The sequence below is a fragment of the Rhizocola hellebori genome (genome assembly GCF_016862955.1).
Lineage (GTDB): Bacteria > Actinomycetota > Actinomycetes > Mycobacteriales > Micromonosporaceae > Rhizocola > Rhizocola hellebori.
Window position 1 is genome coordinate 1 of record NZ_BONY01000032.1, and the last position, 12,639, is coordinate 12,639.

9 protein-coding genes and 1 pseudogene are annotated in these 12,639 nt (G+C 65.3%); 8 read left to right on the plus strand and 2 right to left on the minus strand.

Translation table 11 applies throughout. The features are described from left to right. Positions 1–981 (plus strand): annotated as a pseudogene (locus Rhe02_RS24845) (hypothetical protein); the annotation flags it as partial. A 24-nt stretch (positions 982–1,005) separates the two neighbouring features. Here the strand turns inward: Rhe02_RS24845 and Rhe02_RS24850 are convergent. Further along, complete coding sequence (locus tag Rhe02_RS24850; protein WP_203910757.1) at positions 1,006–1,356, minus strand: hypothetical protein; 351 nt, start codon at positions 1,354–1,356, stop codon at positions 1,006–1,008. Further along, complete coding sequence (locus tag Rhe02_RS24855; RefSeq protein ID WP_203910758.1) at positions 1,346–5,632, minus strand: toxin glutamine deamidase domain-containing protein; 4,287 nt, start codon at positions 5,630–5,632, stop codon at positions 1,346–1,348. The genes Rhe02_RS24850 and Rhe02_RS24855 overlap by 11 nt, the downstream gene beginning before the upstream one ends. A gap of 69 nt (positions 5,633–5,701) precedes the next feature. Here Rhe02_RS24855 and Rhe02_RS24860 point away from each other — a divergent pair, with 69 nt between their 5' ends. The 7 genes from Rhe02_RS24860 (at position 5,702) to Rhe02_RS24890 (ending at position 12,638) form a co-directional block, all read left to right on the plus strand. Then, entirely contained in the window at positions 5,702–6,814 is a 1,113-nt protein-coding gene (locus Rhe02_RS24860; RefSeq protein ID WP_203910759.1) for an SUKH-3 domain-containing protein, read from the plus strand. Next, a complete protein-coding gene (locus Rhe02_RS24865) occupies positions 6,801–7,193 on the plus strand; it encodes a YbaB/EbfC family nucleoid-associated protein (protein ID WP_203910760.1) in 393 nt (130 codons plus the stop codon). Before Rhe02_RS24860 ends, Rhe02_RS24865 begins: the two co-directional genes overlap by 14 nt. After that, entirely contained in the window at positions 7,180–7,512 is a 333-nt protein-coding gene (locus Rhe02_RS24870) for a hypothetical protein (RefSeq protein ID WP_203910761.1), read from the plus strand. Before Rhe02_RS24865 ends, Rhe02_RS24870 begins: the two co-directional genes overlap by 14 nt. Before the next feature lie 64 nt (positions 7,513–7,576). Further along, entirely contained in the window at positions 7,577–8,866 is a 1,290-nt protein-coding gene (locus Rhe02_RS24875; protein ID WP_203910762.1) for an MFS transporter, read from the plus strand. 72 nt (positions 8,867–8,938) lie between these two features. Beyond that, positions 8,939–10,315 carry an alpha/beta hydrolase domain-containing protein gene (locus Rhe02_RS24880; protein WP_239124042.1) on the plus strand — a complete coding sequence of 459 codons (1,377 nt, stop codon included), beginning with the start codon at positions 8,939–8,941 and terminating at the stop codon, positions 10,313–10,315. 113 nt (positions 10,316–10,428) lie between these two features. Continuing rightward, entirely contained in the window at positions 10,429–11,649 is a 1,221-nt protein-coding gene (locus Rhe02_RS24885) for a TIR-like protein FxsC (protein WP_203910764.1), read from the plus strand. A 5-nt stretch (positions 11,650–11,654) separates the two neighbouring features. Further along, a complete protein-coding gene (locus Rhe02_RS24890; RefSeq protein WP_203910765.1) occupies positions 11,655–12,638 on the plus strand; it encodes a tyrosine-protein kinase family protein in 984 nt (327 codons plus the stop codon). The last annotated feature ends 1 nt before the right edge of the window (position 12,639 follow it).

Sequence of the window (12,639 nt, forward strand, 5' to 3'; positions counted from 1 at the left end):
ACGCCATTCCAGGCCACGCCGGCTTCCGAGGCATTCCTGGTTACCCCACCTGCTCCACCTCCCGAGTCGCCGCTGCCTGCGGGTGCGGCAGCGTCCGGGCTTTGGCGGACGCCGACACGGGACACGGTGGAGGAGTCCGGCGCTTTCGCCGTGGGCCGGGCCGACGTTCCAGTCACCGACCCCACTTCGCTGCCGATAGAGGTGCCGGAGCCGACAGGGTCGAAGGGATGGGATGGCGGCAGGATGGCGCTCATCGCCGCCGGTGTGATCGTGCTGCTAGGCGGGGCCGCCGCGCTCGCCCAGGTCACCGGCTGGTCATCGCGGAACGGGGCGCTGCCCGCAACCTCGTTGAGCCCACGACCAAGCATTTCGGCCTCCCCGTCCGTCAGCCCTGCCGCCTCGCCCACGCCAACCGCGGTCACGTCGCCGACGCAGGTGCCGACCAGCAAGCCCGCCACACCGAAGACCTCCGCGCCCGCATCAAGCCCGTTCTTCACTCCGGAGCTCAAGACTTTCGGTGCCGGCTGGCAGTCCGGGATGAGGTGCCACAGCAACCATGCGGCCCCAGCCCGCGCCCTCGACGCCTCCGATTGCAGCCTGTCACCCGCCCCGATCCCGGATGTGACCAAGAGCGCCTCGCGTTGGGTCACCGTCACGCTGGAGCAGTTCGCCCCCGGCGGGGCCGACGACAACATGGGCTGCGGTTCACCCGCCTATCCCATTTCGGGTATGGCCACCGCCAAGGTCGATCAGCCGGGAACCTCCGGCAATCGGGCCGGGTTCTACTGCGAGACCACGGGAAACTTCACCAGCAACGACACTCCCATCGGGGCCTGCATCTACATCATGTGGACCTCAGGCGACAACACCATGTTCGGCACTCTTTACACCTGCTTCAAGTTCGCCGACGAGGGAGCCAGCTTCCGGCCCACGCCCGCAATGTTGGCCTACCTGCGCAGTCTTTGGAACGCCAGAGCCTAGTGAGCGTCCTATCACGACAGTGAGTCAGTAACCAGTGTCCTCGGCCTGGGGCGGCGCACCTTTCCATTGGAATATCCAGCGAATGGTGTCCTCGTCCGGCAAACCTTCCCCTCCAGTAATCCCCGGCGTCACCCTCTCCGCCTCCCCCCGCTCAATCCCCCGGATGCGCTCTTCACTGATCTCAGCCAGATACTGCGCATTTCCTTCGGGGTCGTATACCCAACCCTGCTGGAGGTGATCCCAATGCATAGCGTGGTATACCAGACTTTCCAAGTCTGGTGCATAGATTCTCTCAGCTACCACAATCCCGACAGGGGCCTCTCCTTTTTCCCATCCAACCCAGTTGTTATAGACAGCAACGTATTCAATTCCCACGCGCCCAATCCTCCCTTCCAATGTCACGGTAACCGAGTTGGGTGAGGATTAATCCGAACTCAAGCACGATCTCGGGAAATGTTCGACCATTTTCGGCCAACCAGGTTTCGTATTCTGTCCAAGCCTCGGGATGTCCGCTGACCCATGCGGAGAATCCGATGTCGACGGACGGATACACCTCGTTGAGGCCGGCTGGAACTCGCTCCGGCAAGCCAAGTCGCTGGTTGACCGCCGCGATATTCAGCAGACCATGGATCCGCCGAGCCGCCAGTTCGTCAGCTCGACGAACTATCTCGTAGAGCTCATGGGTCATGTCATCTGCCCGCAGCGCGGTCGGCGAGGAGAATTGCAGCTCGAAGAGCTGGCCCTGCACCGAGCGAAGGGCTGCGTTGACACCGTAGAAGCGGTTTCCTGACTTCCAGTAGTTCCTGACCTCCACAACCTCATACCCCTGCTGACCCAAGGTTTCTAGGCAGGAGACCAGGTTTGTGGTGTATGACTGCCCGTCATCGAGAATCAGCTTGAATCGCAGTATGTCGTTGACCCGGCTTAGCGGCGCACGCGCGCCTTTGTGCGCCAGTGATTCGGCTGATTTTATGCGGTTTTCTAGGTTGTGCAGTGGGAAACCAAGGGATTCAAGATCGGCTTGAACGCGGTCAGCCTGACGTTCAGCGTCCAACCGCGCCTGAGTGAGCGTTGCTGTGGTCGATGGCGGCAGGCGGGGCGGCGTGGGTGAGCCCGGAGGCCTTCCTAATGTGACCGGCTCTTGTTTGGTACCAAACAGATGCCCTGGAAGCAGGCTTCGCTGATCTCCGGCACGGAAGAGCGCTGCCTCGCCACATGTGGTGGGGGCTTTGCCTTTCGGGTAGATGATTTCGCCTTCGTCGCCTCCGACTATCCATGAGCCGTCGGGCAGGCGGCGCAGGTCGTCTGCGAGAGGCTCGCCTGGCTCGCCCCAGGCCGAAATCGGGTCGGACGCGGCGTGGATGACCACCGGCACTCGGTCGAGGTTGGCGCGAAGGGCGGCGCGCAGGCGGCGGTGGTCGAGGCTGGCTAGGCTTCCGTCGCCCCAAAGGATGGCGTGCACGGGGCCGCCACGCCAGCCGTCGGCGCCGAGCCGGCGTTCCAGCTCGGTGGCGGCGACGCCGTCGCCGGTTGAAGCTGAGACGCTGCGCTGGGTGAAGCTGATCCGGCCCGGGTGCAGGACGGCGACGCGAGGCAGCTCGGCTCGTTGTTTGGCGGTCAGATCGGCCTCGGCCAGGCCGAGGTCCGCGGCGGTGGCGGTGCCGACCCCAAGCGCGGCAAGCTCTTCGGGCGTCGGGTCGCGCATCATCCGGTCGATATCGGTGACCGGTTTCGAGTGTGCGCGCGGCGGGCCTTCGGGGTCGACATCCCAGATGTCTTGCCCTGTGCCAAGCTCGACCGGCCGGGCGGACGGGTCGATCACAAGGACCTGCATCCGGTCGGCGCCGAGCGGGCGGCCGCCGATCAGCGGGGCCTCGGGACGCTGGGCGTCGACGTAGAAGATTTCCCCGTTCTGGTTATGGACAGTGGTGGCATGCGAGTCGCCGTTCGGCCACTGCTGGACAAGCACCGCGCAAGAACCATGGCCCTGTCCGTGCAAGACTTCCTCGAGCCGCGCAAACCCCGGCCGATCGGTGGGGAGACTTTCGAATTGGCCGCCGGTCGCGATTTCGATCCTGCGCATGCCATCCGGTTCGCCGCCGAGCGGCCTGAGCGCGTCGTCAAGGGTGAATTTATCGATAGTCCGGGGTGCGGCAACCCTTGGCCTGCCATGAAGCCAGGTGTCCAGAACCGAGAGCACCACATCGGTACAGTTGATAGCACGGCTAAGGTCAGCGGCCGGACCGCCATCATTGATGCGGCGCAACCATTCGCCGTTGAGGTCCCCGAATCGCTGCGGCCGGCCGCTCTCGTCGCGGGTCATCGCCAGTTCTACATCCTGTTGATGCAACGCAAGCGGACGTCGATAGCCACCGGGCTCGTCATAGCGCCGGCTGGTCTCGGCCGCCGGCGGATAGTCCCGTCCGGTCGCGAGCGAGGTGGCGCTCAAGTCGAGAAGCCCGCCGTGAGTCAGCCTCACCCGCGGCCGAAGGCTGTCGTCGTTGGCTATCTGCCAAAGTTCGTCCGCGATCGACTCGAGATCCTGCGGGGTGAGCGCGGCGATGGCGTTCTCGCGCAGTTCGCGTCGGCGCTCAGGGAAATCGGCCATCAGTTGATCAACCAACTGCAGGAGGCGGCTCGTCAACGCCGCGTGCACATCCTCGCGCACCTTCATGCCGTAATAGGCGCGCTCATCCGCGTCTTCGGCGACCACCGGCTGCGGCACAACGGCAACCTGAGGTGGCTCAACGCTTTTTTGTGGTACCTGAGCCAGCAACCAAGGATGCAGCACGATCGGCTCATCGGAAACGACGAAGCCCTCCGGCACCCGGGGCACAGTCCCCGCCGATGATGCCCCGGGGGGCGCGGCATAGTGCGCCCCCGGCTGCGAGACGGATGCCACCGGGTAGACCGGCGCGGGCGTGGCGGCCGGCCCCGAGGCGGGCGTGGCGGGCACCGCGACGTGCGTGGCCTGCGCCGGGACAGTGGCGGCCGGAACCGTTGCAGCGGGCTGGACCGGGGTGATACCCGCCGGGCTGATCTCTGGCGACGGCGCAGGCACAGCCGCCGCAATTGCGGCTCGGCCGGCGGCGCTCAGCTGCGCGGAGTCGGCCACCGGAGGCGCAGCCGTCGGAACGTCATGCGAAGCGGGCGCTGGCCGAACCCATGACGCCTCAGAACTCACCATTGAAGCCCGAGGCGAATGCTCGCCATGAACCGTCGCCGCACCAATCGGCGCATCCGCAAGCCGCGCAGTGTCGCCCGTGGGCCTCGGTATCTCGGCCGCAGGCCCAGCCACACCATCGGAAAGGCCAGCGCCGCCCAAACCAACCAGAGGTGCAGAAAGCAAATCACCGCCAGGCCCGGACGACATGGCAGCCAACAGATCACCGCCCGCAACCGCCGAAGCGCCAGCCGGTAGCCCAGTGCCAGGGGCAGCCGAAGCGGTCGACAGTAGCTCGCTGCCAGACGCGGCCGGAGTGGTCGACGTCAGATCACCGCCTGCAACCGTCGAAGCGGCAGGCGGTAGCTGACTGCCGGGGACGGCGGGCGTGGTTGATAGCGGATCGCCGATCGAAAGGGCAGTGGCGGGAGGGAGGTCGGTGGACCCGGGTGTGGGCTGGAGGAAGTCGGGCAGGGCCGTCGGAGTGGAATCGGCTGTCCAGTGGATGAAGTCACTGGTGAGGCGGCCGTCAACAAGGTGCTGGCCGTCGCCCATCACCGATCCGAAGGTCGCCGAACTGGCGGCCATGCCCAGTGAGGTCCAGGTGACCCCTTGGCCGGTGACCACGCCTATCGAGGTTTCGGCCAGCATCTCACCGAAGGCCCCACGGATTGCCTTCTCCCCGAAGCGGCCGCTCATGGAGGTGGCTTTGACACCGCCGACGCTGGTCACGTTGGCCACGGCTCCGCCGAGGGTGCCCAGGCCGAAAGCGGTGGCCAGATCCTTGGGCGCGAAGCCGGCCCGGTTTCCCTGACTCACCTGATAGGCCTGCACGCCGCCGCTGGTCCCCAGCTCCTCGGCCCCCTCCTCCAGAGCTTCCCGGAAGGTGTGTAGACCGAACCCGAGCAGGCGCGACTTTGCCTTGTCCCGCCAGGACTTTTTCACGGCACGTGTCAAGAGTTCCTTGGTGGCGCGGCGCAGGATCTGCTGGATGGCGAAGCGGGTGGCAAGCATGACCGGGCCGGCACCGGCGAGCGAACCGCCGAAGGTGAGCACCGCGGTCGCGATGAGGGTCAGCAGCTCGATGAGAAGCAGGCCCAGCTCGATATAGAACTCGAGCTTCACGCCCTCGATTTCGTTGGCGCCGGCGTCGACCAGATTTCCCAATGCGGGAAGAAGCTCATGGACCGCCGCCATCGTCGACTCGGGGCCGCCGCCCAGCTTGTGCCACAACGCAAGCAAGGCCTGCGCCTGGGTGCCCTCCGGCCCACCGAACGCCGCGACGGCCGAGAGCGCGGCCTGATCGGCCTCGTCGAGCAGCGGCCCGAGCCGTTGACCGGCGGCGTGCCATTCGTCGGCGAGGGCACGCATGGCTTTCTCGTCGCCCTCAGGCCAGTCAACGCCCACGACCCACTCCAGGGCGTCGCTCAACCAGCCAGGTGCCTCGAAAAAGGCCAGCGGATGCGGAATCGGAGTCGGCAGAGCCACATTCCCTCCCCAGGGGCGTTGCTGGCACCGTACTGAAAAATGTCGCGACCGGAGGGTACCGTATCCGGCATGCCCACGATCGACGATGCTCTACGCCTCGCCGCCCGTTACGCCAACTCCCATTCCCAAAGCACAGGCCAGGCATGGCGGGGCATGGTCGAGGAGTTCGAGCACGGCTGGGCGATCTGGACAGCTCCACCGGCCGGCCAGCCACCGGTGCTCGGCGATGGCAACAAGACCGTGCTCGATCGCGACTCCGGCCTGATCTCCCACTGGCCATCGTGGCCTGTGCACACGCTGGCCGAGGTCTATGCGACCGAGCGGGTCAAGGTCCGCCGCCCACCGATCGCGCATGGGCCGTCACCCGGCAAGACGTATGCGGCGTGGAATCTTGTCACCATCCTGGCCGCCGACGGCCGCACCTGGCCCCAGCGCAGCGAAAACGGTGAGCGCACGCCCGAGCACCATCCGCTGGTGGCACAGTGGCTATCCAGTCAGCCACCGGAGTCGGTGGTGCGCGGGGCCGAGCGGCATGCCCATCTGTTCGCGCTGTCCGAGGTTTTGCACGATCTGCAGCCCGAGGCGCTGCCGACCTGCACCTTCCAGCAGCAGCGCCGCGGTTGCGACACCTGCCTGCGCGCATACGTCCACTTCGGACTGTGCGAGCCGGGGGCGCTCGTGTTTTGCGAGCCCAACGACAGCCCGCTGGTGACCAGAACAGCGGCGGTGACCGATGACCGATTCGATCCGGCGCGCTGGGCTCAGATCGCCGCCGAGATGTTTGACGCCTCTGGCCCCACCCGGATTCCGCCGGTGGCGGCCGCCCGCGACGCGATCGAGCGCTACCCGGTGGTCGTCTCAGATCGGCGTGGGCCGGGGCAGCGATGCTGGGTGCGCCCGTTCCATCTCGCTGTCACGGCAGAGTTGCAGACCTATGCGCAAATCCTTGCCGCCTATGGTGAGATCCTTGGCGCCGAGCTGTTTCCGCTCGGCGAGGAGGAGAGCGGCCACGTCATCGCGGTCGATGCGCATGGAAGGTTTTTTGTCATCGACGAGGCCGGCGCGTGGTTCATCGGCTCGGGCATCGATACAGCCCTCGGTGTGCTATTCGAGGGACATCAGCCGCTACGGTTGCGCTCCGACGGCTCACTTGATTGGGAGGACCCGGATGGACAGGGTTGATCGTGAGGCGAATGCCGGGTTGCGCGCTCGTTTTGACGATGTGCACGCCCAGTACACGAAGATGCGCGAAGGCGTCAAAGATCTTCAGGATGATCTCGCCGCGATGGAAGTGCGGGTGGCGTCGCCAGACGGCATGGTGACTGTCGTGGTTGGACCGCGCGGCAACCTCAAGAGCCTCACCCTGGACAAGCGGGCCTACCAGCAGCATCCGCCGGAGCGCCTGGCCGCCCTCATCGTGCAGGCCTGCCAGCGAGCCGAGTCGGCGGTGGCGGGCGCCGTTCAGCAGCGCTTGGGCCGGATGTTGCCCGAGGGCAGCGGGCTCGACGAGGTGCTGCGGCGACACGATCAGCGGATGGGCTACAGCGATGACAAGCGATGAAATCAACCTCGACCCAGGCCGAGCGGCATCGGCGGGGCACCTGTTGAGCGATTCAGGATCAGCATTTTCCCGGGTACTGGAGACCGCAGCCGCCCCGATCGAAGAGGCGGCCAATGGCAAGCCCTGGGGCACCGACGCGCTGGGCACCGCCTTCGCCACCGACTATCTGGAGCCCGCCGCGCAGCTGCTGGAGGTCTGGAAGACGGCCGCCGATCGCACCACCCAGCTGGGCCAAGACATCGTCACCGCCGTCGATGCCACGGTCTACACCGACGTCACGGCCGCACATCGCCTCAGCACAATTTCGGAGCCCGCCTGATTTAGACGGTCGTGCACACGACCGGAGGGTTGCGTGATGTCAGATTAGACGTCACTATGACGTCATGCCTGAAACCGTCGACGCCGTAATTGAAGTCAACTCGACGTCAGCCCCTGAGTCAAGCGACCAGAAGCTGCCCAGCCTGTGGCGCAACCGTGCCTTTACGCTGCTCTGGGGCAGTCAGGCCATGTCCGATCTGGGCAGTTCCATGTCCAATCTGGCGTTGCCGTTGCTGACGCTGGCGATCACCCGATCGCCTGTTCAGGCCGGTGTGGTGGGAACGGCGGGGGCGCTGGTGCGGCTGGCGTGCCAGTTGCCCGCCGGGGTGGTCACCGACCGCTTCGAGCGAAGGCGGCTGATGCTCGCGGCGGATGCGATCCGGCTCATCGCCTACGCCATCCTCGGCTTCGCCGTGATCACCGATCGGGTCACGCTGACCTGGATCATCGTGACCACGGTGATCGTTTCGGTCTTCAACGTGGCACATGAGAACGCGCAGATGGGGGCGATCCGCAACGTGGTGCCGCTGGCCCAGGTGCCCGATGCCACCGCCCGGAACGAGGCCCGTGGCGCGGCGGTCTCGCTGGTCGGCCCGCCGATCGGCGGTGCCCTCTACAGCCTGTCCCGCAGCGTGCCGTTCTTCGCCGACGCGATCTCCTATCTGCTGTCCTTCGTGGGTGTATGGCTGGTCCGGGAGCCCCTGCAGCAGGAACGCACCGAGCCGCACGGGCATCCGGTCAAAGAGCTGATCGAGGGAGTCAAATTCACGCTCGCCGAACCCTTCCTGCGCGCTGTTCTGTTCATCGCTGCCCCCATGAACCTGGCCTTCAACGGGCTGGCCTTCGCGATCATTGTGATCCTGCAGCAGCAGGGCACGCCGCCGGCCCTGATCGGGGTGGTGGAGACGATATTCGGCGTAGGCGTGCTAGCCGGGGCCTTGTTGGCGCCCTGGATTACGCGCCGCGTTTCGTTGCGCCAGCTCGCGATCGGCATCACCTGGCTGGGCGTGGCCCTCATCGCGATCTCCGCGACGCTGACCGGTTCGATACTTGTCGGGGTCCCGATGGCTATGGCCATCTTCTTCGGCCCCGCCTGCAACGCGGCTCTCTTCGGCTATCAGGCGGCGATCACACCGGATCGGCTGCAGGGCCGGGTGGTATCAGTGATCTTCTTGGCCGCGATGAGCCTCGCCAGCGTCGCCGCGCTCCTGGGTGGCCTGCTCGTGCATTGGTGGGGCGGCCCGGCCGCGATCCTTGCCTTCGCCGCCATCCTGTCCATCTCCGCAATCGCCGCCACGGTAAGCAAAGGCATCCGCAAGATGCGCCCACTGTCCGAGATCGTCGCGGCCGGCTGACCCCGGCACAACGGCGAACCGGTGAGATTGCCGATGCGTCAACCAGTAGATCCTGGTCAATATGAGGCTGTGATGACGCATGCTCGCAAGTGCTGGGCAGTCGCGGCGGCGGCCGCGTTGATGGTGACCCTGGTTCCGGCCAGCTCCGCGATCGCCGAGCAAGCCCGAACACCGATCTCGCAGCCGGCCGTCTCCGGGCCGATCCCGGGCACCGTGCCGGGCGACCGCCTCTCGCCAGTCCTGGCGGACACCTATCCGTTCTTCTCCACCCCCGACGACCTGGCCGGTGCGGGTTACGTCGAGCAGGAGTTCTACCTGTCGGGCGTCGCCGACGGCTGGGACCTCCAGGGAAATCTGGTCGCCAGCGATGTGCCCTACCAGACCCGGATCCTGGTGAGGCGTCCCGCGAGTGATCACAGGTTCAACGGCACCGCCTTGGTCGAATGGCAGAACGTCACCGCCGGCTACGACCTCGATGCATTGTGGAACGGCGAAGCCATCATGCGCGCCGGTTACGCCTGGATCGGTGTCTCCGCCCAGCGCGTCGGCGTCAACCAGCTCCGCGGCTGGAGCCCAACCCGTTACGGCACACTGGATGTCACCGGCGGTGGGCTGTACAACGCCGACGAGCTGTCCTACGACATCTTCGCCCAGGCCGCCAAGGCCATCAGCTCGGGTGGCCGCGGATCGCCCATGGGACGACTGGACGTGCGGACAGTGCTCGCCATCGGCGCCTCCCAGTCCGCCGGGCGGATGACGGTCTACTACCAGAACATCCTGCCCAAAGTGGAGCCGGTGTTCGACGGCTACGCGTTCATCGTCGGCAACGCGCCCACCCGCGTGGGCGAAGAACCTGTGTTCCAGGTGCTTTCCGAAACCGACGTGCGCACCCCGGTCAGACCATCGCCGGACACCGATCAGTTCCGGCGCTGGGAAGTGGCGGGCGGGGCGCATTCCGGCTGGCGTGGCCAGGAGTACAGGATGCCCATCTCCGTACGTGACCTGGGCGCCGCCCCCGTCTACAACTGCACGCTGCCACCGTTCAGCCGCATGCCCGTGCACCACGCCACCGCCGCCGCCTACGACCACCTCGTCCGCTGGGTCCGCCACGGCACCCCACCGCCGACCGCGCAACCGCTGGTCTTCAACCCCGACGGCACCAAAGCCCGCGACAGTCTCGGCCTGGCGCTCGGCGGGATCCGCTACTCCCAGCTGACCGTGCCGACCGCGCTGAACACCGGCGACAACTCGGGCCAGACTTTCTGTGTCCTCTTCGGCACCTACCAGCCGTTCGACCAGGCCACCCTCGACGAGCTGTATCGCACGCACGGCGGGTACATCGCCAAGGTGGTGTTGGCGGACCTACGCAACATCCACTCCGGTTACCTGCTGCCGGCCGACGCCCGGGTCAATCTGCGCGAGGCCCTGGCATCCAGCATCGGCCAATGATTCATGTCACTCGCTTGCGCCAACAGTCTAAGCTAAGTCGATAAGCATTCGTCGATCTTTGCGCGCGAATGAATCGACATGCATAGATCATCCTGAGTTGGCCAGGAGGCGGGTTGCCCGACTGCTACTTCTTTCTCAGCTACGCCCGCGGTGATGATCGGCAGTACATCGAACGCCTGTTCACCGATCTGTCCGCTGAAGTCCGGTCACGTGCCGGACTTCCGGCCAACACCACCGTGGGTTTCCTCGATGTGCACGTCCAGGTGGGCGCGACCTGGTCGAGCACACTCATGACGGCGCTGGCGACCTGTGCCACCTTCGTGGCGCTGGTTTCGCCGCGCTATCTGGTAAGCGTGCCCTGCGGGCGGGAATGGACGATCTTCGAAAGCCGGCTGCACGCCATGCACCGGCGCGGCAAGCCACCACCTCCCGCGTTGCTGCCGCTGCTGTGGGATCCACCCGACGAAATCCCCAGGGTGATCGGTGATCGGCAATACCAGAACAGAAACATGCCCGAGGCCTACGACCGCACCGGCTTGCGGCAGATCATGCGGCTACAGCGCCACCATGACGACTATTGGGTGCTGCTGGGTGAGCTGGCGCGGCAGATAGTGTCCATCGCCAACCATCATCCAGTGCCGCACGGCCCGGACGATGTGGACTACCACCAGGTGCAAAGCGCTTTCACGGGTGCCGGCGCCGATCCCACGTCGTCGGAGTCGCAGGGCGAGGTGCATTTCATCGTGGCCGCGCCATCGCGCCGAGATCTGGATTCGGCCGAGCTGGCCGATCCGCCGCGGGATCCCCAGTTCTACGGCGAACAAGCCAATGAGTGGGCGCCCTTCAGGCCCGGGCTCGACCTGCCACTGGCCGAGTATGCGCAGGCCATCGCCACCGAACGCCAGTTTCGCACCACCGTGACCGACATCGCGGGAATCTCCGAGTGGGTCAAGGAAGCGTCCGGTCACGAAGGCATTGTGGTGCTGCTCGTCGACCCATGGTCCACCAAACTGACCGCACATCGCCACGCCCTCTATCAGATGACGCTGTTCGGCAACGATTACGAGCCGATCGGGGCGGTCATGGTACCGGCCAGCCACCACGACTATCAAACACACGAATATCTCGATGAACTTATCGACTCGCTTAGAGCACTATTGGGATGGCGCGGACACGGTGCCAATTTCCGCTCCAGCGTGCTGAGCCCGCAGGCTTTCAACGCCGATCTCCAAGCGCTGCTAGAGGCCTATCGCAACCACATATTTAGTACCGGCTCATTCATCCGCCGTCCGCCCGGCCGCATCGGCAAGCGTCCCATTCTGCAAGGCCCATAACCGCAATGTCAGCAAGCCAGGAGCAGCCAATGGCAAGCCAGAGCGAGCCCCCACATGACGGGCACATCGTCACCTTCTATTCTTTCAAGGGCCGGACTGGACGCACCACCGCCTTAGCCAACGTGGCTTGGATTCTCGCCGCCAATGGTCAACGCGTATTGGCCGTGGACTGGGACTTGGAATCGCCATGGCTTCATCGATGTTTTCGCCCATTTCTCATCGACAAAAACCTCAGCCATTCTCGAGGCGTAATCGATATTATCCGCAACTTCGTCCGGGCGGCGTTCCGTCCCCACAGCGGGCCACAGAACGCCAGCTGGTACGTCCGTTATGCCGACGTGGAAAGGGAAGCCGTCTCGCTGACGTGGCGATTCATCGGTGAGGGCGTCATCGATCTCCTTCCAGCCGGGCAGCAGGATCCGTCCTATCCGGTCACTGTCAGCACTTTCGACTGGGAGGCATTCCACCGCCTCAACGGCAAGGCGTTTCTGAAGGCACTGCGCAATGACATGCGAAAGAGATACGACTACGTGCTGATTGACAGCCGAAGCGGGCTCAGCGACACTGCCGCGATCTGCACTGTCAACCTCGCGGACACCGTCGTCGACTGCTTCGACTTGACGGACCAAAGTATCGATGCCGCCGCGACAGTGGCGGAGTCAATAGTCCGCCTGCGTAGACACGAGCCGGTTCGCCTCCTGCCGGTGCCGATCCGAACAGCGGACACCGAGCAGTACAAATTGGAGGATTGGCGAGCCCATGCCAGAAGGCGTTTCGTCCAAGACCTAGCCGCCGAGATTCCATACCAGCCCGATACGGAGGCAGAGGAAATCCTCGCTGTCTTTGACACCTCACCACATGGCGAGGCGTCGCTGATCTCGGCTTACGAAAAGCTGACCGCCATCATCACCGATGGTGCGATAACGCACCTGCCCACCATCGCCAAAGACCAGTACCGGCAATGGCTGGCGGACAACGACTCCGGTTAGC